Origin of the sequence: Shinella yambaruensis (assembly GCF_022899355.1) — a bacterium.
Lineage (GTDB): Bacteria > Pseudomonadota > Alphaproteobacteria > Rhizobiales > Rhizobiaceae > Shinella > Shinella yambaruensis.
This window is the reverse complement of record NZ_JALJCK010000004.1, coordinates 398,149-421,476: the sequence shown is the minus strand read 5'-3', so window position 1 is coordinate 421,476 and position 23,328 is coordinate 398,149. Positions and strand designations below refer to the sequence as shown.

Below are 23,328 nucleotides of genomic sequence, written 5' to 3'. Positions count from 1 at the left end.
ATGATCCATGATGGATTTCGAAAATTTCGGTACCTCCACGGCGGTCGGCGCGCCGCTGACGCAGGTCGAGAAGGCGGCAGCCGTGCTCCTTGCCATGGGCAAGGGCGTTGCCGGCAAGCTCTTGAAGTATTTCACCCAGAGCGAGCTCCAGGCGATCATCGCCGCCGCGCAGAACCTGCGCGCCATCCCGCCGCATGAACTGATCGAGCTCGTCAACGAGTTCGAGGACCTCTTCACCGAGGGCGCGGGCCTGATGGACAACGCCAAGATGATGGAAGGCATTCTCGAAGAGGGCCTGACGCCGGACGAGGTGGACGGCCTGCTCGGCCGCCGCGCCGCCTTCCAGGCCTACGAGACGACGATCTGGGACCGTCTGCAGGACGCCGACCCGGTCTTCGTGGCAAGGTTCCTGCTCAACGAGCACCCGCAGACCATCGCCTATATCCTCTCCATGATGCCGTCGGCCTTCGGCGCCAAGGTGCTGCTGGAGATCCCGGACGACCACCGCGCCGACATCATCAACCGTACCGTCAACCTGAAGGATGCGAGCCCGAAGGCGACCGCGATCGTCGAGGCACGCGTCATCGAGATGATCAACGCGCTGGATGCCGAGCGCAATTCGATCGGCTCCAACAAGGTCGCCGACCTCATGAACGAACTGGAGAAGTCGCAGGTCGACGAGATGCTCGCCTCGCTCGAAACGGTCTCCACCGAATCGGCCAAGAAGGTCCGCCCGAAGATCTTCCTCTTCGAGGACGTGCTCTACATGCCGCAGAGAAGCCGCGTGTCGCTGTTCAACGATGTCTCGGGCGACATCATCACGGCGGCGCTGCGCGGCGCCTCGATGGAGCTGCGCGAATCGGTTCTCTCGTCGATCGGCGCACGCCAGCGCCGCATGATCGAATCCGACCTTGCGGCCGGCGACCAGGGCGTCAATCCGCGCGAAGTGGCGATCGCCCGCCGCTCGATCACGCAGGAGGCCATCCGCCTGGCCGCGGCCGGGCAAATCCAGTTGAAGGAGAAGGCCGAGGAACGCGCGGCGGCCTGATCCAGCTTGACACGGTAACGCCACAGGCGGAGCGTATCTGCGGCCCGAATCTCCGGAATGGGGGTTCGGGCCGTTTGTTTTTGGCTGGCGCTGGCCGCCGGGGAGCGCGACGTGTCGGACGACGACAAGGACAGCAAGACAGAACTTCCGACCGAGAAGAAGATCCACGATGCGATGGAGAAGGGCAACACCCCCTTCTCGCGCGAAATCACCATCTTCGCCTCGACGCTCGCGATCTATCTCTTCCTCGTCTTCTTCATGCCGGGGGGCGTTTCCCGCATGAACGAGACGCTGCGCGATTTCTTCGAGCAGCCGGAGGCCTGGAACCTCAAGTCCGGCACCGACGTCATCGCCATCTTCCGCCATCTCGGCTGGGAGGCCGGCGCGCTGCTCCTGCCGATCCTCGCCATGATGATGCTCTTCGGCGTCGCCTCCTCGGTCCTGCAGAACCTGCCGAGCCCGGTGATGGAGCGGGTGCGCCCGCAGATCTCCCGCCTCAACCCGATTAAGGGCCTCGGGCGCCTCTTCGGCAAGCAGGGCCTCGTCGAGTTCGGCAAGTCGCTTATCAAGATCCTCATCGTGTCGCTGGTCGTGGCATTCGCTATGCGCGGCGACTACTTCGCCTCGCTCGACACGATGTTCTCCGAGCCGGCGGCGCTCATCTACATGATGAGCTCGGACGTCAACAAGGTCCTCCTGATCATCCTCTTCGCCACGGCGCTGATCGCCGGCATCGACTTTGCCTGGACGCGCCATCACTGGTTCTCCGAGCTGATGATGACGAAGCAGGAGGTGAAGGAGGAGATGAAGCAGGCGCAGGGCGACCCGATCGTGAAGGCCCGCATGCGCTCGATCCAGCGCGACCGCGCCCGCCGCCGCATGATGACGGCCGTTCCGCGCGCAACGCTGGTCATCGCCAATCCGACCCACTTCGCCGTCGCGCTGCGCTATGTGCGCGAGGAGGGCGATGCGCCGGTCGTCGTCGCCAAGGGGCAGGACCTCGTCGCGCTGAAAATCCGCGAGATCGCCGAGGACAATGGCATACCCGTTTTCGAGGACCCGCCGCTCGCCCGCTCAATGTTTGCGCAAGTCTCGGTGGATAGTGTCATCCCGCCGGTGTTCTACAAAGCCGTGGCGGAGCTGATTCACCGGGTTTACGCAGCCTCGCCCCAGACCAGACGGGTAAACTAGATCCGATGAGAAAATGCACCTACTCCGCCGAGCGCGAGAAGATTGTTGCAGAAGCAATCTGCCCGGTCGCCACTGAGCTTCGTCTGCTCGATGCCGCCGATCTCGTCTCGTTGTTGCGTTTCGAGTGCTACGGCAACCTCGCCGACCTGGTCTCCTCGGCGGCCGAACTCTACTTCCTGCCCGGCACGGTCAATTTCGGCGCCGGCGGCGACTACCGTCTCGACTGGGACACGGAACCGGAAGTGACGCTCGACATGGAGTTGCGTCCGCAGGGCGTGACGGTCTATGCGAAGCTCCTGCTACAGAAGGACAAGGCGGGTGTCGAAGTCACGCACGTCGCCTTCAACAATCCGTCCGCCGATCCCGACGACAACACGGATTTCCTGCGCAGGAGCCTTGCGGAAGCGAAGTATGTGAAGTCCGGACCGGAATCGCAGCACGCGCATTGAGCGTTCAGAATATTTCCGCTTTTCCTCGAATTGCGAAAACGCCCTCCCCCACCCTCTGCGTCATCCTCGGCCTTGAGCGAGGATGACGCAGAGGGTGGGGGGAGTGGAAATTTCATTGGCGGCTCCGGCCGCCTCATCTTACGCCCTTGTCAGGTAATGTACCCGAGCCGGATGGCCTTGGCGATCGCCTGGATGCGGTTGACCGCGTCGAGCTTCGTCGTGGCCGTGCCGAGATAGGCGTTCACGGTGTGGACGGAAAGCCCCATCTGCTCGGCGATCACCTCGGAGATGCAACCGTCGCCGGCCATCTGGAGGCAGGCGATCTCACGCTCGCTGAGCGCTTCGGAGGGCGCCAGCTTGCGTTCCTCGCCGGCCAGCATGTCGATGAGCACCTGGCAGCCCTTCATGTGCATGTCGACGATGAGATCGCTGGACGGGGCGATGAAGCTGCCGGTGAAGACGACATACCCATTGCCGTGCGCGCCGAGGCGGATGGGAAAGGCGATGCCCGACCAGGGCAGCAGCCGCGCGGGAAGGCGCATCGTGAAGGGTTCGGCCCCCGATTCGGCGAACTGGTTGTCGCCCGCCCCCTCCCAGATCAGCGGCAGCATGGACGCCTCGAGGTGGGTCAGCATGGCGGCGCCGTAGGCTTCGAGCAAGGCGCGGGCATTGCCGTCGACGTCCTGCGCCCAGTTGTGCAGCGAAAGCGTCAGCTTGCGGGCTGCCGGCAGGCCGTGCCCGCTGAGGCGCAGCACCGCGAAGTGCTCGGCGCCGATGACCGTCTGCATCACCTGCAGGCGGGACACGAAATCGGACGCCCGTGCTGCTTTCGGCGGCCGCGCGAGCCGGATTTCCGTCTCCAGGGCGGCAGGGGCTGAGAGCTGGATGTCCATGGCAGTTCTCCTGTCTGTTCGTCTTGCGCCGTTCCGGACGCTCGACCGCTCAAGCACTTTGCTGCAATTGCTCCGGCATGGTGTTTCTGCCGCATTGTCCGATGCCGAAGCAGCGCCGCTTCGACGGGCAATGCTCTATCTGTTTGTTTTTACGCAAAACCGCTACGCGCTTTTACTGGAATTGCTCTAGACGAGGCTGTTGCGCACGGCCCAGGCGATCGCCTCCGACCGCGTCTTCGTCGCGGTCTTGCGCATCACGCTGGTGATGTAGTTGTTGATCGTGTTGCGCGAGATGCCGAGGATGACGGCGATTTCGTCGCTCGTCTTTCCTTCGGCGATCCAGTAGAGGCACTCGATCTCGCGCTCTGTCAGGTCCATTTCCCGGTCCTGCCGCAGGATCGCGCCCTGGCAGCAGACGCTGGCGAAATAACCGGTCATGACGCCCACGTCCCGCAACTTGCTCTGCGAGAGGATGAAGTGCTCCGGGAAGAGCAGCAGCAGCGACATGCGCACCCGGCCGACATGGAAGGCAATGACGCAATATTCGCGGCTGACGCCCTTCGGCATGGGGATGCCGTCGTCGAGATGATTGAAGCAGGGCTTCAGCAGGCCAAGGCACTTGTCGATCTCGCTCATCCGGGACTGGCTGGCAACGACGGCGCCGGCGATGCTGCGCACCATGTCGAAGGGCCAATCCGAGGCGACGACGGTTTCCATCCCCGCTTCGGGCGAGACGTCGTGGCGGACGAGGAGATAATGGGAGGCGCTGACATAATCGGTCAGCGCCCTCAGGCCGCTGGAGAGGCCGGCGCGATCCGCACAGCGTCCCAGGTGTTGAACCAGAAGTTCACGCGCACTCTTACGCTCACCCGCCTCGGCGGAGAATCCATAGGATTCCCAGGCCGCGACATCCGACCGGATCGTTTCCATGATAGCCCCCTGTTCCGATTCCGAACGGCGGTCCATGCCTCCTTCCCGCCAAGCGTTCGGAACCGTCCGAACCCTTCCCGGTCAGGCCGCATCGGCAAGAATCACCAAGCGAATCAGTAGCTAAAGTGTACATCGGCTATCGCTAAAAACCACCGCCATCTTCTCGGGATTTACTTTTGCCGGCTTCTGTGAGTCGGCCTGTGCACGGTGATTTGCTTGTCGCCCGCCGGCGCGAAACAACAGGTTAAGCCATTGTTAACCATGAATTATTGCCGACTTGAGGTCGGTACGGCCGCAAAAGACGCCGCTAATTCGTGGAAAAATTGTGGACCTTGGCGGCTTCACTCAACCGCAGCGGCGATAAAATTTTTTCACCGATCACGGGCCCGTGAACGCGCACACCGGCAGCCGGGATGCGAATACGACGAAATTGCTGCAAACCGGCCGAACGAGCGTTGCCGAAAAGCGACAGGCAGAAGTCAAAAACGGACATCGCATTTTTTCCGCGCAAACGAAAACGCGGCCGGTTCCGGCCGCGTCGCTGACTTTCTCCGGGTGTTGCGCGGTCAGGCGGCTTCCTTTTCGGCCGACCATTTGCGCAGGATCTTCGCAGCGCGTTCCTCGCTGATCTCGACCATGCGGCCAAGGCGACGTTCCGGGCCTTCCTTGACGCGGCGGTTGAAGCCACCCTCGCCATCGTCGCCCGCATTGAGCAGGTCGTCCGTGCTGTCGAAGCCGAAATCCGCGCCGAAGCCGTCCATGAGGGTGGCACCGGGGCCGCCGACGCCGGCTGCAGGCGAGAAGTCGGGCAGTTCGAGGCCTGCCATGTCGCTTTCGAGCGCATTGGCAGAGGCGCCGCCGCCGGTGACCGAGCGAACCGCCGGGCGAAGGCCGAACCAGACCACCACGAAGGCGACGCCGAGGAAGGCGAGGGCATTGATGATGCCGCCGAGATTGCGCGTCAGCACCTCCATCACGCCCGGCCCTGCCACCGCCTCGTCGAGAAGCTGGTGATCGAGGAATTCCATCGCGGTGATGGTGGCGACGTCGCCGCGCTCGCTGTTGAGGCCGGCGGCGGACGAGACGATCTTCTGCATCTCGGCGATATAGGCGTCGACCTTTGCCTGGTCCGCCGGCTCGCCGACCATGGCCGCCACGCGGGCGCGGTTGACCACGACGGCGACCGACAGCTTCTCCACCGTGTAGCTGTTGCGCATGGTGGCGACGGTCTTGCTGTTGATCTCGTAGTTGGTCTGCTCTTCCTTCTTGTCGGCCTCGTCGCTCGACTGCGGCCCGTTGGCCTGGCCTTCCGGGCCGCCCTGCGGGATGTTCTGCTCGACGGTCGCCGCCTTGTTGTCGGCCTGCTGCTGCGACTTCTGGCTTTCGCGCGTCACGCGGATCGAGCGCTCGACGCGCGACTCCGGATCGTAGACAGTCTCCTGGATCTGCTGGGTATCCATGTTGAGCGCGGCGGTGACGCTGGCGCGGAAATTCTCCATGCCGAGGAAGGGTGCGAGCGCCTTTTCGATATTGCGCTCCACTTCGCCCTGGACGGTCTGCACGGCCGTCAGCGAGCGGTTGATCGCGCCGTTCTCGGCATCATCGCCGGAAGCAAGCAGCTGGCCGGCGGAATCGAGGATCGTGACGCCATCGACCTCGAGGCCGGGAACGGAGGCGGCGACGAGGTGGCGGATCGCGGCGGCCGATTCACGGCCGGCCTGCGCGCTCGCGCGAATCATGACGGAAGCGGTCGGCACCTGTTCGGCTTTGCGGAAATTGCCACGTTCCGGCATGACGATATGCACGCGGGCGGCAGCGATGCCGCTGATCTGCTGGATGGTGCGGGCGATCTCGCCCTCGAGCGCCCGGACGCGCGTCACCTCCTGCATGAAGGAGGTAAGGCCGAGCGAACCGACCTTGTCGAAAAGTTCGTAGCCCGAATTCGCACTGCTCGGCAGGCCGCGCTCGGCGAGATAGAGCCGCGCCTTGCCGGTCTGGCCGACCGGGACCTCGATGCTCGATCCGTCCGTGCCGGTGTTGAAATCGATGCTGGCCTCGGCGAGCGCCAGGCTGATCTGGTTCACGTCGGTCTTCTCCAGACCGACATAGAGCGTCTCGTAAGCGGGTTTGTTGACCATGATCCCTGCGGCAAGCACGAGACCGATCGAAACGACGGCGGCGCCGGCCAGCATCGCGAGTTTCGCCTGCCCCAGCGAAGCCAGGTTCTTGTAGACTTTCGTCAACTGTTCCAACAGATTCATTCTGTTCCCGTACGGACTAGTCGCCTGGACTCCGGCCTACCATGCCGGCGCGATCAGACGCATTTTCAATCTCGTGGAACGGGACCGGCACATTTCCGCACGCGCCGACCTGCCCCATGGAATACGCGGATCTGACTGATCCGGGCTGGAGACTAGACCGTGAAACTTGCGCGAGCATTTCGTTGCCGCGCGCGCGGCAAATGCAGCAACGAAAGACGGCGCCGGGAAGGCGCCGCCGAACAGGTTGATTACACTTGGAATTTCCTAAAAGGCCTCGAAATCGCCCGCTGCCTTGCCGAGCGGCTGGGAGTGGCCATGGCGCATCCCGTTGCCCAGCGCCTTCTGCATGTCCGCGAGTTTCACCAGATTGAGCGCCGTCGTGACATCGACGATCCAGTTGTCGGGAATGCTTGCGGTGATGGTGTCGATGAACTCGGCGAGCCCTCGCGTCTTCTGCACGGCAAGATCGATGCCCTGGAGCACCATCATGCGCTCGGCGGCATCCAGCACGGCATCGCCGTGAACGCCGGCAAGCTGCGGTTCGATCCGCTCGATCAGATAGGCGACATCGTGCAGTTCGGACACGATCCGCATCAGGACATCCGGAAGGGCTTCCTCCATGGCAGTGGCTGCACTCAGATACTCGGCTTGCATGGGTTACCCTCTTCCCCGTACGGGGCCGGCGGACCCGATGTCGCAACCGGCAACGTACATACGCTTTTACTTCTGCTTCCTTGCGGCGCAACGCCCGCTCAGAAGAATTCGATCGAGCTTTCGACGGGCTTGGCGGCGGGCGCGGGCCGCTGTTCCAGCGCCACCGTCTTCTGCGTCTCGACGCCCGTCAGCGCATATTGCCGGGCCCGGCCGCTCGACGGCCAGTATTCCAGCTTGCGGCCATGCTCGCCGCCGGTGCTCTCGCCGACGACCTTGATGCCTTCGTCCATCAGGAACTGCCGCGCGAAGCGCGCGTTCTGCTCGCCGACATTGGAGAAGCGCGCGATCGTCCTGGCACCGCCGAAGATCTTCGCCTCCAGCCGGTCGCGCCGCGCGCCCTGCTTCAGGAGGCCGTTGATCAGAAGCTCCATCAGATGCACGCCGTAGCGCGTGGCGTCGCCGCCCGATGCCATGGCCTCGGCCGAGCCCGGCAGCAGGAAGTGGTTCATGCCGCCGACGCCAATGACCGGGTCGCGCATGCAGGCGGCCACGCACGAGCCGAGAATGGTGGTGAGCACCACGCTCGGATCGTTGAAGACCTTGTATTCGCCCTGAATGACATGGACGCGGCGCGCCCCGGCGTCTGAGATCATTTCAATGCCCCGAACACGGCTTCGATGGCCGCCTTCATCTTCTCGATGGTGAACGGCTTGGCGAGAACGTTGTTCGCGCCCAGCGCCGCCGCCTTCTGCACCAGCGCGCGGTCGCCCTGCGCCGTCAGGATGATGAAGGCCGCCTTCTTGGTGGTGGGGTTGGACCGCACCGCCTGGAGGAACTCGATGCCGTCCATCTTCGGCATGTTGAAGTCGGAGATGACGAGGTGGTGCGGCTGCTGGGACATGATGGCCATGCCCTGCGCGCCGTCGCCGGCCGCCGTGATCTGCTTGAAGCCAAGCTGCTGCAGGGCATCGCCCAGCAAGAGGCGGCTCGTCACCTGATCGTCGACGATGAGGACTTTGATTTTTTCAGCGATAGACATTATTCGCTCCCTTCTCTACGGGCCGCAGTGATTTTCAAGATTTCCTCCCCGATGGAGGAGAGCGGAAACTGGTGTTCTACGGCGCCAAGCTCGAAAGCCACTCTCGGCATTCCATATACGACGCAGGTTTTCTCGTTCTGACCGATGGTCCGCGCCCCTGCGTGACGCATTTTCAACAGGCCGCTCGCCCCGTCCCGCCCCATGCCGGTGAGGATGACGCCGACGGCGTTCCGGCCGGCAAGCTCGGCCACCGAATCGAACAGCACGTCCACCGACGGGCGATGACCGTTGACCGGATCCCGCTCGACCAGCCGGCAGCAGGGTGCATGCGGGTTGGATATCTGAAGATGGCGTTCGCCGCCGGGGGCCAGGTAGATCTTGCCGATCTCGAGCCGCGCGCCGTCCGTCGCCTCCTGCACCACAGGGGCGCAGAGCCGGTTCAGCCGGTCGGCGAAGCTCTTGGTGAAGGTCGGCGGCATGTGCTGCGTGATGACCGTCGGCGGGCAGTTGACCGGGAATTTCTGCAGGACCGCGATCAGCGCCTCCACGCCCCCCGTCGAGGCGCCGATGGCGATCACCCGGCGGCCGGGCCTGTAGGTGGCGGCCGGATTGACGTTGGCCGCGGTCGGCGCCAGCGGCGGCACGTCCGTGCGGACCTGGCGGCGCTGCGATCTGGCGGCGGCCTTCACTTTCTCCGCGAGGTCGCCAAACGGGCGGGCATCGCCCGGCTGCGGTTTTCCCACGCAATCGAAGGCGCCGATCTCCAGCGCCATCAGCGAGGCTTCCGCGCCGCGGTGCGTCAGCGTCGAGACCATGATGACCGGCATCGGCCTCAGCTTCATGATCTTGTCGAGGAATTCGAGCCCGTTCATGTTCGGCATCTCGATATCCAGCGTCACGACGTCGGGATTGAGCTGCTTGATCGCGTTGCGGGCTTCCATGGCGTCGCCGGCCTGCCCGATGACATTGACGTCCGGGTCGGCGTTGAGCACGGCCGTGATCAGGCCGCGCATGGTCGGCGAATCATCGACGACGAGTACGCGCGCGGGTGCCATCATGCGCTCCTCCTGTGCTTACCGGTGTAGCGGTAGGTTGTGATGCCGATATTGTCGAACTGGTTCTTCGCCTCGCCCGAGACGCGCTCGGAATGGCCGATATAGAGGTGGCCGTTGTCGCCCAGCATGCCGGCGAAGCGCGACCAGATCTTCATCTGCGTCGGCTCGTCGAAATAGATGACGACGTTGCGGCAGAAGATGACGTCGAACGGCCCCTTGAACGGCCATTGCGCCATCAGGTTCAGTTCGTTGAAGGTGATGAGCCGTTTCACCCGGTCGTCGATCTGCCATTTCTGCCGCCCGCCCGCATCCGTCTCCCGGAAGAACTGCTTGCGCATGGCGGGGCTGACGGTTTCGAGCGCATTGGCGTCGTAGGCGCCGGCCCGGGCGACGGCGAGGATCTTCGGGTCGATGTCGGTCGCGAGAATCCGGAAGTCGTAGTCGGCGACGTTCGGCATCAGCGAGAGCACGGTAAGCGCGATCGAATAGGGCTCCTGGCCATCCGAACAGGCGGCCGACCAGATGCGCACGCGGCCGCCGTTGCGGGCGCGGGCGAGAAGCTCCGGCAGGACCTCGTTCTTCAGGTGCTCGAAATGATGGTTCTCGCGGAAGAAACGCGTGAAGTTCGTCGTCAGGTGCGACAGCATTTCCTTGCGCGCCGATGCGCCGGCCGGCGAGGAAACCAGCGCGCAATACTCCTTGAAGCCCTTCAGGCCGAGCTGGCGAATGTGCTTCGACAGGCGCGAATAGACCAGCGATGCCTTGGTCTCGTTGAGGTAGATGCCGGCATCCGCATAGATCATCGCCGCAATCTCGGAGAGATCCTTGCGCGTCAGCGGATATTCGCCGCTCGCCAGGCACTCGTCGGGCGGCTGCCGCGTGTCGATGGCCGAAGAATAGGTCATGCGGCTTCGCTTTCGGTATGCGGGAACAGGGAATCGAGCTCGATGAGGCAGATCATGCGCCCCTCGATGGCGAGGATGCCGCGGGCATAGGCTTTCTCCGTCTCGTTGGCGATGTCCGGGGTCGGCTGGATGTTCTCATTCGTCACGGTCAGGATGTCGGAGACCGCATCCACCAGCAGGCCCACCACCTTCGGCCCGACCTGGGCGACGATGATGACATGGCGCACGGTCGGTTCGGCCGGCTTCATGCCGAGGCGCAGCGACAGGTCGACGATCGGCAGCACGGCGCCGCGCAGGTTGATGACGCCAAGCACATAGGGCGGCGCGTGCGGCATCGACGTCGCCGGGGTCCATCCACGGATCTCCCGGACCGACATGATGTTCACACAGAACTCCTGCTCGCCGATCCTGAAGGCGATCAGTTCGCGTCCGTGCGTGAGATTCTTTACCGCATACGTCGTCATGGCTTCTCAACCGGTGGCAGCAAGCGAGATGTCTTGTTTCAAGGACTGGCCGCGCGAAGCGGCGACCACCGCATCGACGTCCAGGATGAGGGCGACGCGGCCGTCGCCAAGAATGGTCGCGGCGGCGATGCCGGGGACGTGGGTATAGTTCGCCTCCAGGCTCTTGATGACGACCTGGCGCTGGCCCTGGATGGCATCGACCATGAGGGCGCGCTGGCCGCCGCCTTCCGATTCGACGAGCAGCGCGACGCCCTCGATCGGATTGGCCTGGGTGGCGCGGAAATTGAGGATCCGGCCGACATCCACCAGCGGGCAGAAGGAGTTGCGGATCGAGATGAGCCGCTGCGAGGCGCCGAAGGAATGGATGGCCGGGGCTTCCGGCTGCAGCGTCTCGACGATGGCCGTCAGCGGCACGACGAGCGTCTGGCCGGCGACAGTGACCACCATGCCGTCGAGCACGGCAAGGGTGAGCGGCAGGCTCATGGTGAAGACGGAGCCCTGCCCCGGCTTCGAGGAGATCGAGATGCGGCCGCCGAGCGCCTGGATGGAGCGCTTGACGACGTCCATGCCGACCCCACGGCCGGACAGGTCCGACACCTTGTCGGCGGTGGAGAAGCCGGCGTGGAAGATCAGGTTGTCGATTTCCTCGTCGGACAGGTTCGCATCCGCCGCGATCAGGTCGTTGTCGATCGCCTTCTGGCGCACCTTCTCGCGGTTGATGCCGGCGCCGTCGTCGGCTAGCTCGATGACGATGCGGCCCGAGCGGTGCTTCGCCGTGAGGCGGACCGTGCCTTCCGGGTTCTTGCCGAGGGCTTCGCGCTTCTCCGGCATTTCGAGGCCGTGGTCGACCGCATTGCGGATCATGTGCGTCAGCGGCTCGGCGAGCTTGTCGATGACGGTCTTGTCGACTTCGGTGTTCTCGCCTTCCGTGATGAGGCGGACCGACTTGCCGGTGATGTCGGCGATTTCGCGGACGGTGCGGGCCATGCGCTGGAACACCGGCTTCACCGGCTGCGCGCGGATCGCCATCACCGAATCCTGGATCTCGCGGGTGAGCTGCTGCAGCTCCTCCAGGCCCATATTGATGGAGGACGTGCCGTTCGTATCGTTCTCGACGACGCTCTGCGAGAGCATCGCCTGGTTGATCACGAGCTCGCCGACAAGGTTGATCAGGCGATCGACGCGGTCGAGATCGACCCGGATCGTCTGGCCGGCGGCGGTCTGGCTGGCCTGGGCGGCGCTGGCGGCCGAAGCGGCGGCCTTGGCATTCTCGGCGGCGCGGCCGGCGGCCTGGGAAACCTTGGTGGCGGTTTCGGCGGCAGCGACGGCAGCGGCGGCATCGCTTTCAACGACCGCCGGCTCGTCTTCCCCGCCGGCGGCGGAACCGCTTTCGTCGAGCATCGACAGGTCGAACGGCACGGGCTGCATCGGCAGTTCCTCGTCGTCCGTCACTTCGCCGACGACGTCCTCCTCGATGGTGCGGATATCGAGATCGCAATCCCACTCGGCGAATTCGAAGACGGAGCGCACGCCGTCCTCGCCCCTGTCGGTGGTGACCGAGATCTTCCAGGAGAAATAGGCTTCCTCCGGGTCCATCTTGTCGAGCGGCGGCAGGCTGTCCATGTCGCAATAGACGCTCATCTCGCCGAGACGCGAGACGTCGCGCAGGAGGAGCACCGCCTCGTTGCCCTTGGCGTAGAGATCCTTCTTCGGCTTGAAGTCGACCTGGACGGTCGGCACGTAGTGAGCGGCCGGCTCCTCGTCGAAATCGCCGAAGGAGAAGGGGATCGGCTGGAAGCCTTCATCGTTGACCGGCGGCTTTTCGATCACCGGCGCCGGCGCGGCCGCCTTGGGAGCGGGCTTTGGCGCGGGCGCCTCGGCGGCGGTTGGCACCTCGCCGTGGGCGAGTGCTTCCAGCTCGCGGATGAGGGTGCGGCTGCGGGCCTCGTCGACGCTGCCGCCGTCGCGCGCCGCATTGGTCAGGTCCGCCAGAACGTCAGCGGATTTCAGCATGACCTTGAGGACGTCCTGGGTGGGCTCCAGCTTGTTGGATCGAACGCAATCCAGTGTCGTCTCGAACACATGGGCGAAGGAGACGAGATCGTCGAGGCCGAAGGCACCGGCACCGCCCTTGATCGAGTGCACGGCGCGGAACACGGCATTGACCGTTTCCGGGTCGCGATCACCGTCGTTCAGCTTCAAGAGACCGGATTCCAGTTCGGCGAGCTGCTCCTCGCACTCCTGGAAGAAGATCTCCTTGATTTCGTTCATATCCATCGGGAGTAATCCTGGACTAGTGATTTTAGGCGGTTACGCGCTCGATTGCATCGATCAGCTTGGTCGGATCGAAAGGCTTGACGATCCAGCCCGTCGCGCCGGCCTGGCGGGCGCGGTTCTTCTTCTCCGCGTCGCTTTCGGTCGTCAGCACGAGGATCGGGATCGCCCGGTACTTCTCGTTGCGGCGCACGCCCTCGATGAAGCCGAAACCGTCGAGGCGCGGCATGTTGATGTCGGTGACGATGACGTCCGGGTTGGCGTTTTCCAGGACTTCCAGCCCTTCCACGCCGTCTTCGGCCTGGATGGTCTCGAAGCCCGCATTGTTGAGCGTGACCAGAAGCATGTTCCGGATGGTCCGGGAATCATCCACGGTCAGGACCTTTTTCTTCATTGCCTAGCCTCCTGTGCCAGCAAGTGATCAATATTCACACCGATAAGTTGCATTGTCTTCATGAAAGGATCGGAAACCTTGCCGAAGGTGAAGGGCTGCTTGTCCTCTTCCCAGCTCCTGGCGCCGGCCATCAGCACCTGGGCGCAGAGCGCGCCGGCCCGTTCGACCGCCGAGGCGTCGATGACGAGCGGGTTGCCCTTGAGACCCATGAGCTGCTTGTGCAGGACCGTCGCCTCGTTGAGATCGAGAACGGGGGCAAGGCTTAAATTTTTCTGAGCGGCTTTCTTGCTCGCCATTACCGTGTTCCTTGTTTGAAACCGTGTCTGCGTCTGTCCAAAATCGCCGTCCCGCCCGTCGAAGCGGCAGGCGGGTGGCTTTCTTCCGAAAGCCGGCTGCGGGCCGTCGAAAACCAGTGCCGTGGCCGTCTTGCCGCCATCTCAGCCTCCAAGGCCGACGGTGCGGGCCGTCAGGAAATCGAGGGGAGAAGCCTGGGGTTCGGTGCGTTCGGGGGCCGCGCGTGCTTCCGCCGGCGCGGGCCGTGCCGGGCGGCGCAGGTCGCGCTGCGCGGAAACATGGAATTCCCGGATCGTGCGGCCGAGTTCGAGGATGACGGTATGGAGGTCGCTGCCCGCCTCGCCGACACGAGCGGCATCCGCCGCGTCCGCTTCGAGCGCACGGCCGGTGCGGCCGATATCGGCCGTCACGCCGTCGAGCCCTTCCGCGTCGACCGCGCTCTCATGCGCGATGCCCGTGATCGCCTCGTTGATGCCCTCGACCTGGCGCACGATGTTGCCGATCGCGTCCTGGGTGCGGTGGACGTGCTCGACACCGGCCTCGACCTGCGCCTTGGTGCTCGTCACGAGCTGCTTGATCTCGCGTGCCGCATCCGCCGAACGCTGGGCGAGCGCGCGCACTTCCTGCGCGACGACCGCAAAGCCGCGGCCGCTGTCACCGGCGCGGGCGGCCTCGATGCCGGCGTTGAGGGCCAGCAGATTGGTCTGGAAGGCGATCTCGTCGATCACGCCGATGATCTGGCCGATCTTTTCCGCCGAAGCCTCGATATCCGCCATGGCCGACATCGCTTCGCCGACGATGTTGCCCGAGAGCGCGACCGAGGCCTGCGTGGAGGCGGCCGCGGACTGCGCCTTGCGCGTCTCGCCGAGCGTCTGGCGTACGCGCTCGACGATCGCGCCGAGCGCATTGGCCGTTTCTATCAGGTTCGCCGACTGCTCGGCCGAGCGGATCGACAGCGCGCCGGCGCCGGAGGCGAGCGTGCCGACGAGACGATCGCCTTCGCTCGCGCGGTCCGCGGCCGCGGCGAGGCGGGACTGGATCTCGTCGAGCGCGCTGTTCAGCGTCTCGGCCATGTCACGCCAGGCCTCCGGCATCTCGCCGGAAACGCGGGCGGAGAAATCGAGCTGTGCCAGGCTGCGGATCGTCTCGCCGAAGACGCGGTCGAGTTCGGCGCGGTCTTCCCGCCGCTGCTCGCCGAGCGCCCGGTGGTGGGCGTGGCGCAATTCGTTGAAGCGCAGCGAAACACCGATCTCGGCGTCCACCATCGCCGTGCGCAGGAAGGCAGAGATGAGGTCGGTCAGTTCCTGCCGGCGAGCCTTGCCCGCGCCGGGCAGGATGGATTTCGGCCAATATTCCTCGATGAGGCCGCTGACGACCGTCTCGACGATGACCGAATGGCCGGCGATGCGCCAGCGCGGGTCGAGGCCCATCTGGCTTTCGCTGTCGGCGAGCACCTTCACCCGCTCCGCATAGAGGCCGTCGAACCGCGCGTCGGTCAGGACGCTCCAATGGGAGCTCTGGAGGTCGTGCAGGCGGTCGATCTGGCGCTCGCTCTGGAAATGGCGGGCGGCATCCGGAAAGGTCTGGAAACGCTGGAAGAGATCGCGCAGCGCCGTCTCGACATGCCGTTCGAGCGTCTGGCGGTGGCGGCGGAGCACCTCGCCCTGGGCAGCGTCCACGCCGGCAAAGCGCAAACGGTCGCGCAGGCTGGCCGCCTGTCCCGTTCGAGCCTGTTCTGCCGGCATTTCCTGCACCCGTATGCTCCCAAACCATGATGCCCGGCCGCCTTTCGGGCGGCCGCCGAATTCTCGCATGGAGAGAAGCTGGCGGCCCAAGCCGCGCTCGCGAGGCGGCGCGCGGCGCCACCCGTCGATCCATGATCAAATTCTGTGAAACTCGAATACCGGCTCGGATCCGGTACGGCGGTTCGGCATCATGCCTGGGTGAGAAACGGCGAATTTCCCATTCCGACGTGTAGTCCAATGTTTATGGTTAATTCCTTGCCTGAAGGTTAATGGTTCACGGCTTGCTTGTGGTATCGCTAAAATTAAAACGATCCGACGTAGCGTCAGCCTCGCGCAAGCTCGCGCGCGCAGGATGCGACCGTTGACTGACAATGATGTCAGGAGGAACGGGCAATGATTGTTCTGGCACTGGGCGCGACGATGATCGCAGCAGCGACGCTCGCCGCCATCTACCTACTTCTCGACATCGATGCGGAGCGCACCCCGGCCAAGGCCCGGGTGTTCTGAGCGACCTTCAGCCCTCGGCCGCAAGCCTTCGCCAGCGCGCCGCGTAATCCGCCGCGCCCTCGGGCAGATCGCCGTCCACCGAAACCAGCGCCGGCTCCGGTGCCCTTCCGGCAGCAAGGCAGGCGGCGCCGATGCTCGTGCCGGTCGCGCTGCCGCCGGCGAGCACCGCACGCCCCGTCGCGACCTTCAGCATCATCAGGAAGGCTCGGTTGGCGGCGAACGGCCCCTCGACGATGACGGGTCCGTCCGCGCCGATCAGGTCGAGGCAGGTCGCCGTCATCAGGGCGAGGTGGAAGGCGATGACGGCCTGCGCCGCCTCTTCGCTCAGTTCCTCGCGCGGCACGGTCCACGTCGCCCTGCGGCCGGGGAACGGACCGGACTCCTGCGGCAGCGACGGCAACAGCATGGCGCCACGCCGAAACACTTCCCCGACGGCAGAGGCCGGCAGGTCGCCGGACCGGCCGCCGAGCGTGGAAAAGGCACGGCCGCCCATGAAGCGTGCAGACGGCACCGGCTCGCCGAGCGCGCTGACGTTGACCAGCGTGTCCCGTGCCTCGTCCAGCAGGACGGGCCGTGCGCCCATCGCCATCACCACGACCCAGGTGCCGGTAGACACGACGGCATAGGGCGCGGCGCGCGTCAGCACATAGGGGAGCAGCGAGGCGTTGGAATCGTGAATGCCGCAATGGACCGGCACATCCGGCCGCAGGCCCGTCGCCGCCGCGATGTCCGGCGGGACCGGGCCGAGCACGTCGCCGGCCTTGCGCACCGGAGGCATCAGCCTCATCCAACCCTCTTTTTCGACCAGGCTGGAGAAGCGGCCGTTGCGCGGTTCCCAGAGATCGGCATGGCAGCCGAGCGACGTCACCTCGCTGGCGGCGACGCCGGTGAGGCGGAAGGACCAGTATTGCGCGTACATCAGCAGCCAGCGAACCTTGCCGAACGCGTCCGGAAACGTCTTCGACTGCCAGTAGACTTGCAGGCCCGCATTGAGCCCGACGGGCAGGACGGGCGTGCCGCTGTCTTCGAAACGCGGCCGGATGGTCCCGTACGCCTCCGCCAGCGCCTGCGGGCCGTCATGCTCATAGTCGAGCACCGGCAAGACGAGATCGCCGTCTTCGCCGACCAGGGCAGCCGTGGCCCCGTGCGTGGTGACGGAGATGGCGTCGACCGGGCGCTCCCGGCTGAGCGCGGCGAGGCTTTCCAGAATGAAGGTCCAGAGTTTCTCCGTGTCGAAATGCGGATAGGGCGCGGCGTTCACCACGCCGTTCGGCATGGTGCGGGCGGCGACCTCGCGAAAATCCCCGCCATCGACGAGCACGACCTTGGCGTTCGTCTTGCCGATATCGATGACGGCGATGGTTTTCATCGGCTCATTCCATATGGAAGACGGTGAGGAGCGGCACGGCGACGGGCTCGTTATCCGGCTTCGTCTCCATGATATCGGCCATATGGGCCCACCAGCGCTGCATGACGGGATGGTTCGGCAGGTCCGCCATCGTGTGGTCCTCCCGCCGCCGAAGCACGCCGAAAAGCAGGTTCGTCTCCTCGTCGAGGTGGATGGAATAGTCGGAAACGCCGGCCTCCCGCAGAAGCGCCGAGAGTTCCGGCCAGATCGCATCGTGCCGCGCCTTGTATTCGGCCGCCATGCCGGGGTTCAGCCGCATGCGAAAGGCGTATTTCTCCATGGCTCAACGGCTCCCGCGGAAGCGCCGGTAGAGGATCGGCAGGGCGATGACGGAAATCAAGAGCAGGCCGATGAAGATCGACATGACGATGCCGGGCACATTCAGGAGGCCGAAGCCGAAGGTGACCATGCCCATGATCAGCGCCGCCAGCACCACGCCGGGGATGGTGCCCGAGCCGCCGAGGATGTTGACGCCGCCGAGCACGACCATCGTCACCACTTCCAGCTCCCAGCCGAGCGCGATGGAGGGGCGTGTCGAGCCGAGGCGTGCGGTGAGGCAGATCGAGGCGACCGCCGCCATCAGGCCGGTCAGCAGGAAGAGCACGAACTTCACCCGGCCGACGCGGACGCCGGAGAAGAGCGCGGCGGTCTGGTTGTTGCCGATGGCATAGACGGCGCGGCCGAAATTCGTCTTGTGGAGGACGACGCCGTAGAGGATGGCCAACGCCAGGAACAGGCAGAATTCAAAGGAGAACACCCACCAGACATAGCCCTGCCCGAACCAGGAAAAGCTGGCCGGATAGCCGGTAAACGCCTGGTCGCCGAGGATGACGAAGGAGAGGCCGCGGAAAAGGCTCATCGTGCCGATGGTGACGACGATGGACGGCAGGCCGAGGCCGGTGACGAGCAGGCCATTGAAGGCGCCGCAGAGGAGGCCGGTGGCAAGGCCGATCAGAACCAATGCGGGTGTATCGAAGCCGAGTTGCACCGCATAGCCCATCACCGTGGAAGTGAGCGCGATGACCGAGGCGACGGAAAGGTCGATCTCGCCGGAGATGATGACCAGCGCCATGGCGAAGGCGATCATCGCCTTTTCGGTAAAATTGAAGGTGGCGTCGGACAGGTTCCACGGATCGAGGAAATAGGGCGAGGCGAAGGAATTGACGAGGAAGATCGCCAGCGCCACGGCGACGAGCAGCGTCTCCCAGCTCTTCACCAAGCGCGCGCCGCGCCCTTCCAGCCGGTCGGGGATATGGCGCGCAACCATCTGGGTCTCAGCCATGGGCCGCCTCCGCTTTCCTGAGGATGACCCGCCCCTTGCGCTTTTCGGCACGCGCGTTCACGGCGACGGCGATGATGATGACCGTGCCGGAAATCGCCATCTGGGCGAAGGGCGAGATGTTCACGACCGGCAGCGCATTCTTGATGACGCCGAGGAACAGCGCGCCGAGCACTGCCCCGCCAACCGAGCCGATGCCGCCGGCGATCGACACGCCGCCGATGACGCAGGCCGCGATGATATCGAGTTCGAAGCCGGCCGCGATATCGACATAGGCGACCGCATAGCGCGAGACCCAGAGATAGCCGGAAAGGCCGGCGAGCGTGCCCGACAGGCAATAGGCGAGGAAACGGGTGCGGCCGACATCGATGCCGGTATAGACAGCGGCATGCGGATTGCCGCCGACGGCGAAGAAGGCGCGGCCGGGCGGCGTCAGGCGCATCACCACCACCATCAGCGCGATGATGACCAGCGACAGCCAGGAGAGCAGCGGGAAGCCGAGAAATGCGGTGCGCGGCAGCGCCTTGAAGGCGTCGCTCATCTGGTGCGCGTTGATCCAAGCGCCGCCGGAGAGAAGGAAGATCAGGCCGCGATAGATGGTGAGCGTGCCAAGCGTGACGACGATGGGCGGGATATCGAGCTTCCAGACGAGGAGGCCGTTGATCGCGCCGAGCACGGCTCCGAGCGCCATCGCGACGAGGATGATCAGCGGGATCGGCAGGCCGGGCATGGCGGCGTTCAGCATGGCCGCGACCATGCCGGAAAGCGCGAGGTTCGCCGCCATGGACAGGTCGATGCAGCGCGTCAGGATGACGGCCATCTGGCCGAGCGCCAGGATGATCAGGATCGACGTGTCATTATAGACATTGGCGAGGTTGCGCGGCGTCACGAAGGGCGGGAAGCGCAGGGCGATCAGCGCCACCAACAGGGCGATCGCCACGACCAGCAGCATTTCGCGGTTCTTCAGCAGGACCTTCATCAGGCAGCCTCCTCGATGCCGGCGGCGGCGCGCACCAGCTTTTCCGCCGTCAGCTCCGCCCGCTCGAAACGGCCGGCGATGCGGCCTTCGCGCATGACGATGACCCGATCGGCCATGCCCATGATCTCGGGGATTTCCGAAGACACCATGATGACGCTGAGGCCCGAGGCGGCAAGCTCGCTCATGAAGGCGTGCACCGCGGCCTTGGAGCCGATGTCGATGCCCTTGGTCGGCTCGTCGAGGATGATGACCTTCGGCCTTGTGGCGAGCCACTTGGCGATCACCACCTTCTGCTGGTTGCCGCCCGAAAGCGTGCCGACATCCTGGTCGAGCGAGGCGGCGCGCAGATCGAGGCGCGACGTATAGTCCCGCGCAAGCGCGAATTCCTCCGCCATGCGCAGGAAACCGGCGCGCGAGGTGCGCGAGAGCGAGGGCAGCGTGACGTTCTGGAAGATCGGCAGGCCGATGATCGCGCCCTGCCGGCCGCGCTCCTCCGGCACATAGACGATGCCGGCCGCAATCGCCTCGGCCGGCGAGCGGATGACCTTGATCTCGCCATGCAGCTTTATCGCGCCGGCCGATGGTTTCGTGATGCCGATCAGCGATTGCATGAATTCCGAGCGCCCCGCGCCGACGAGGCCGTAGAAGCCAAGGATCTCGCCGCGGCGCAGCTCGAAATGGATGTCCTCGAATTCCGTCGGATGGCGATAGCCGGAGACGGTGAGAACCGGCTCGCCGATGGCGACGTCCTGCTTCGGGAAAACCTGGCCGACATCGCGGCCGACCATGAGGCGCACGAGATCGTCCTGCGTCGTCTCAGAAATCAGCCCCTCGCCCACCATGCGCCCGTCGCGGAAGACGGTGTAGCGGTCGGCGATGCGAAAGATCTCGTCGAACTTGTGGGAGATGAAGAGGATCGCCTTGCCGTCCGCCTTCAGCCGGTCGACCAGCTCGTAAAGCTCGTGGATTTCCTTGTGCGACAAAGCCGCCGTCGGCTCGTCCATAATGACGACGCGGGCGTCGATGGAAAGGGCGCGGGCGATGGCGACGAGGTGCTTGCTGGCGATGCCGAGGTCGCGCAGGCGGATCGACGGGTCGAGATCGGCCCCGACGCGGGCGAGCAGCGCGCGGGCGTCGGCGTTCATTCGTCGCCAGTCGATGAGGCCGAGACGAGTGCGCGGGGCGTGGCCGAGAAAGATGTTCTCGGCAACGGACAGTTCGTCGAAGAGCACGGTTTCCTGATGGATCGCGGTGACGCCGGCTTTCGCCGCCGCATTGGCGGTGGGGAAATGGGTCTCCGCGCCGTCGACGCGGATGCTGCCCTCGTCCGGCTGGTAGATGCCGGTGAGGATCTTCACCAGCGTCGACTTGCCGGCCCCGTTCTCGCCGACCAGCGCCGTCACCGAGCCCGGATAGAGCGCGAGCGAAACCTCGCTGAGCGCGCGCACGCCGGGGAAGGTTTTCGAGATCCCTTCGAGCGCGATGGCGGGCTTCATCCGCGATGTGGTCGTGTCCTGCAGCAAGTCGTCGTCCACCGGTTGGGTTTCATGCTCGATAGCGGGCAATGCGGGCTCGGCCGCCCCTCACCCTGGCCCTCTCCCCGCAAGCGGGGCGAGGGAACGGAGGCGTTGCGGCACGTCTCCTTCTCCCCGCTTGCGGGGAGAAGGTGGCCGGCAGGCCGGATGAGGGGCGTCGTTCCGCTCAGCAACGCCAGATCAGAAGATCTTGGCGAATTCCTCGACGTTCGAGGCATCGTAGACGAACGGGTCGGCCATCGCGCCCTCATTGTTGTCGTCGAGCTTGACCGTGCCCATGCGGCCCATCTTCAGCTCCGCGCCGGGCTTGGCTTCCGCACCGCCGATCAGGTCATAGGCGATCATCGTCGCCGAATAGCCGAGGTCGATCGGGTTCCAGATCGCGAAGGATTTGGACGCGCCCGACTTCACATGGCCGGCCATCTCCGAGGGAAGGCCGAGGCCCGTCACATTGATCTGGCCGATCTTGCCGGCATCGGTGACGGCCTGCGCGGCGGCGACGATGCCGACGGAGGTCGGCGCGATGATCGCCTTCAGGTTCGGATGCGACTGGATGAGGCCCTGCGTCTCGCGATAGGACTTGTCGGCAAGGTCGTCGCCATAGACGGTGGCGACCACGTTGATGCCCTTGTAGTTGGGCAGCACCTTGTTCATCTCCGCGATCCAGGTGTTCTGGTTCGTCGAGGTGGCGGTCGCCGAGAGCACGGCGACGTCCCCGCCCTCGGGCAGGTTATCGGCGGCGAGCTTGATGATCATGTTGCCGATCAGCGGGTTCGACGACGGGTTGAGATGCATCGAACGGCCCTCGGGCGCGACGCCCGAATCCCACGAGATCACCTTGATGCCGCGGTCCATCGCCTTCTTCAGGGCCGGCACCAGTGCATTGGTATCGTTCGCCGAGACGGCGATGGCATCGACCTTCTGGGCGATCAGCGAGTTGATCACCTCGATCTGGCCTTCGGCGGTCGTCGTCGTCGGGCCGGTATAGATGACCTCGACGTCGCCAAGTTCCTTGGCGGCCTCCTGCGCGCCCTTGTTGGCGGCCTCGAAGAAGCCGATGCCGAGCGCCTTGACGACGAGGGCGATCTTCTTGGTTTCCGCCTGCGCGGTGTTGGCGATCAGCGCGACCGAAACGGCCGCCGTCACAAGCAATGTCTTCAGGATTTTCACGACGTCTCCTCCCAGTGAAATCCATCGGCCTCACGCCGATGAGGGTGCATTCCCAGTCTTGGCGTCGGCCTGAACGTTCGCGACGATCAGGTTGACGCCGGCCTCCTCCAGCATCGCGGCATCCCTGTCCTCGATGCCCGAATCCGTGATGATGGTGGCGATGCGCTTCAGCCCGCACAGGATGAGGCTGGAGCGCTTCTTGAATTTCGTGGAATCGACCAGCACGACGAGTTCGTCCGCCTGGTCGATCAGCTTCTGTTCGGCCTGGATCAGCAGCGGATCGGCCTCCATCAGGCCGAGCGGCCCGAGGCCCTGCGCGCCCATGAACATGCGGCGCGCATAGAAATTGCGCGTCACGTCATTGTCGAAGGGGCTGAGCACGATGTTCTGCTCGCGGTAGATCGTGCCGCCGGAGAGCATGATCGTGTTCTTCGAGTGCTTCAGCAGGTGCTCGGCGATGTTGAACGAGTTGGTGAAGACCTGCATGCGGCGGTTGGTCAGGAAATGCACCATCTGGAACGTGGTGGTGCCGCCGTTGATGATGATCGGGTCGCCATCCTCGCAGAGCGCGACCGCCTCCTTGGCGATCGCCTGCTTCTGGCGGGTGTTGAGGGTTTCGTTGACGGTGAAGGGCCGGCCGGCGAGGCCGACGAATTGCGGCGGATGCAATGCCTCCGCCCCGCCGCGCACCCGGCGCAGCTTCTTCTGCACATGCAGCGCCGCGATGTCGCGCCGGATCGTCGCTTCCGAACTGTCGGTCAGGTCCACCAGCTCGGGCACGGTGACGACCGGCTTTTCCTGAACCGCGGACAGAATGATCCGATGTCTTTCCTTCTCGTGCATGGCTCCTCCAG

At 64.8% G+C, this 23,328-nt stretch carries 25 protein-coding genes; 4 read left to right on the top strand and 21 right to left on the bottom strand.

All coding sequences use genetic code 11. The annotated features are described in order from the left end of the window. The first annotated feature begins 7 nt into the window (after positions 1–7). Genes fliG through MUU56_RS11990 form a run of 3 tightly spaced genes read left to right on the top strand, consistent with a single transcriptional unit; the run spans position 8 to position 2,688 of the window. Positions 8–1,048 carry a flagellar motor switch protein FliG gene (gene fliG / locus MUU56_RS12000; protein ID WP_244767519.1) on the top strand — a complete coding sequence of 347 codons (1,041 nt, stop codon included), beginning with the start codon at positions 8–10 and terminating at the stop codon, positions 1,046–1,048. A gap of 57 nt (positions 1,049–1,105) precedes the next feature. Continuing rightward, positions 1,106–2,239, top strand: a complete 1,134-nt coding sequence (gene flhB / locus MUU56_RS11995; protein ID WP_244767518.1) for a flagellar biosynthesis protein FlhB — start codon at positions 1,106–1,108, stop codon at positions 2,237–2,239. A gap of 5 nt (positions 2,240–2,244) precedes the next feature. Next, the gene (locus MUU56_RS11990) at positions 2,245–2,688 is read left to right on the top strand and encodes a hypothetical protein (protein ID WP_244767517.1); all 444 of its coding nucleotides are present in this window, start codon (positions 2,245–2,247) and stop codon (positions 2,686–2,688) included. 149 nt (positions 2,689–2,837) lie between these two features. Here the strand turns inward: MUU56_RS11990 and visR are convergent, their stop codons facing one another. After that, positions 2,838–3,581: a transcriptional regulator VisR gene (gene visR, locus MUU56_RS11985; protein ID WP_244767516.1), complete on the bottom strand. Its 744-nt coding sequence runs from the start codon at positions 3,579–3,581 to the stop codon at positions 2,838–2,840. Between visR and MUU56_RS11980 the strand changes: the two genes are divergently transcribed. Next, positions 3,580–3,771, top strand: a complete 192-nt coding sequence (locus MUU56_RS11980) for a hypothetical protein (protein ID WP_244767515.1) — start codon at positions 3,580–3,582, stop codon at positions 3,769–3,771. The two genes, visR and MUU56_RS11980, sit on opposite strands and share 2 nt — an antisense overlap. On the opposite strand, the gene visN is transcribed toward MUU56_RS11980, so the two are convergent. The 20 genes from visN to MUU56_RS11880 form a co-directional block, all read right to left on the bottom strand. Beyond that, complete coding sequence (gene visN / locus MUU56_RS11975; RefSeq protein WP_244767514.1) at positions 3,768–4,511, bottom strand: transcriptional regulator VisN; 744 nt, start codon at positions 4,509–4,511, stop codon at positions 3,768–3,770. The two genes, MUU56_RS11980 and visN, sit on opposite strands and share 4 nt — an antisense overlap. A gap of 307 nt (positions 4,512–4,818) precedes the next feature. Beyond that, positions 4,819–5,004, bottom strand: coding sequence for a hypothetical protein (locus tag MUU56_RS11970; RefSeq protein WP_244767513.1), 186 nt, complete (start codon positions 5,002–5,004; stop codon positions 4,819–4,821). Positions 5,005–5,077: 73 nt separating this feature from the next. After that, a complete protein-coding gene (fliF, locus tag MUU56_RS11965) occupies positions 5,078–6,772 on the bottom strand; it encodes a flagellar basal-body MS-ring/collar protein FliF (protein ID WP_244767512.1) in 1,695 nt (564 codons plus the stop codon). Between the two features lie 264 nt (positions 6,773–7,036). Then, complete coding sequence (gene cheT / locus MUU56_RS11960; RefSeq protein WP_244767511.1) at positions 7,037–7,426, bottom strand: chemotaxis protein CheT; 390 nt, start codon at positions 7,424–7,426, stop codon at positions 7,037–7,039. Positions 7,427–7,524: 98 nt separating this feature from the next. After that, a complete protein-coding gene (gene cheD, locus MUU56_RS11955; RefSeq protein ID WP_244767510.1) occupies positions 7,525–8,079 on the bottom strand; it encodes a chemoreceptor glutamine deamidase CheD in 555 nt (184 codons plus the stop codon). Continuing rightward, on the bottom strand, positions 8,076–8,465 hold the full coding sequence (locus MUU56_RS11950) for a response regulator (protein WP_023514236.1): 390 nt from the start codon (positions 8,463–8,465) through the stop codon (positions 8,076–8,078). The genes cheD and MUU56_RS11950 overlap by 4 nt, the downstream gene beginning before the upstream one ends. Beyond that, entirely contained in the window at positions 8,465–9,523 is a 1,059-nt protein-coding gene (gene cheB / locus MUU56_RS11945; RefSeq protein WP_244767509.1) for a protein-glutamate O-methylesterase CheB, read from the bottom strand. The genes MUU56_RS11950 and cheB overlap by 1 nt, the downstream gene beginning before the upstream one ends. Continuing rightward, on the bottom strand, positions 9,520–10,425 hold the full coding sequence (gene cheR / locus MUU56_RS11940) for a protein-glutamate O-methyltransferase (RefSeq protein ID WP_244767508.1): 906 nt from the start codon (positions 10,423–10,425) through the stop codon (positions 9,520–9,522). Before cheR ends, cheB begins: the two co-directional genes overlap by 4 nt. Beyond that, positions 10,422–10,889: a chemotaxis protein CheW gene (locus MUU56_RS11935; protein ID WP_244767507.1), complete on the bottom strand. Its 468-nt coding sequence runs from the start codon at positions 10,887–10,889 to the stop codon at positions 10,422–10,424. Before MUU56_RS11935 ends, cheR begins: the two co-directional genes overlap by 4 nt. Before the next feature lie 6 nt (positions 10,890–10,895). After that, positions 10,896–13,166, bottom strand: a complete 2,271-nt coding sequence (locus tag MUU56_RS11930) for a chemotaxis protein CheA (RefSeq protein WP_244767506.1) — start codon at positions 13,164–13,166, stop codon at positions 10,896–10,898. A 25-nt stretch (positions 13,167–13,191) separates the two neighbouring features. Continuing rightward, positions 13,192–13,557, bottom strand: a complete 366-nt coding sequence (gene cheY1 / locus MUU56_RS11925; RefSeq protein ID WP_024270516.1) for a chemotaxis response regulator CheY1 — start codon at positions 13,555–13,557, stop codon at positions 13,192–13,194. After that, positions 13,554–13,853, bottom strand: a complete 300-nt coding sequence (locus tag MUU56_RS11920) for an STAS domain-containing protein (protein WP_244767505.1) — start codon at positions 13,851–13,853, stop codon at positions 13,554–13,556. The genes cheY1 and MUU56_RS11920 overlap by 4 nt, the downstream gene beginning before the upstream one ends. Before the next feature lie 141 nt (positions 13,854–13,994). Further along, entirely contained in the window at positions 13,995–15,596 is a 1,602-nt protein-coding gene (locus tag MUU56_RS11915) for a globin-coupled sensor protein (protein ID WP_244767504.1), read from the bottom strand. A gap of 514 nt (positions 15,597–16,110) precedes the next feature. Continuing rightward, on the bottom strand, positions 16,111–17,472 hold the full coding sequence (locus tag MUU56_RS11910) for an FGGY-family carbohydrate kinase (protein WP_244767503.1): 1,362 nt from the start codon (positions 17,470–17,472) through the stop codon (positions 16,111–16,113). 4 nt (positions 17,473–17,476) lie between these two features. Further along, positions 17,477–17,791: an L-rhamnose mutarotase gene (gene rhaM, locus MUU56_RS11905; RefSeq protein ID WP_244767502.1), complete on the bottom strand. Its 315-nt coding sequence runs from the start codon at positions 17,789–17,791 to the stop codon at positions 17,477–17,479. A 3-nt stretch (positions 17,792–17,794) separates the two neighbouring features. Beyond that, positions 17,795–18,793 carry an ABC transporter permease gene (locus tag MUU56_RS11900; RefSeq protein WP_244767501.1) on the bottom strand — a complete coding sequence of 333 codons (999 nt, stop codon included), beginning with the start codon at positions 18,791–18,793 and terminating at the stop codon, positions 17,795–17,797. Beyond that, a complete protein-coding gene (locus tag MUU56_RS11895) occupies positions 18,786–19,772 on the bottom strand; it encodes an ABC transporter permease (protein WP_244767631.1) in 987 nt (328 codons plus the stop codon). Before MUU56_RS11895 ends, MUU56_RS11900 begins: the two co-directional genes overlap by 8 nt. Continuing rightward, positions 19,769–21,265, bottom strand: a complete 1,497-nt coding sequence (locus MUU56_RS11890) for a sugar ABC transporter ATP-binding protein (protein ID WP_244767630.1) — start codon at positions 21,263–21,265, stop codon at positions 19,769–19,771. The genes MUU56_RS11895 and MUU56_RS11890 overlap by 4 nt, the downstream gene beginning before the upstream one ends. A 219-nt stretch (positions 21,266–21,484) precedes the next feature. Then, complete coding sequence (rhaS, locus tag MUU56_RS11885) at positions 21,485–22,474, bottom strand: rhamnose ABC transporter substrate-binding protein (protein ID WP_244767500.1); 990 nt, start codon at positions 22,472–22,474, stop codon at positions 21,485–21,487. A gap of 30 nt (positions 22,475–22,504) precedes the next feature. Further along, on the bottom strand, positions 22,505–23,317 hold the full coding sequence (locus MUU56_RS11880) for a DeoR/GlpR family DNA-binding transcription regulator (RefSeq protein ID WP_244767499.1): 813 nt from the start codon (positions 23,315–23,317) through the stop codon (positions 22,505–22,507). Between the last annotated feature and the right edge of the window lie 11 nt (positions 23,318–23,328).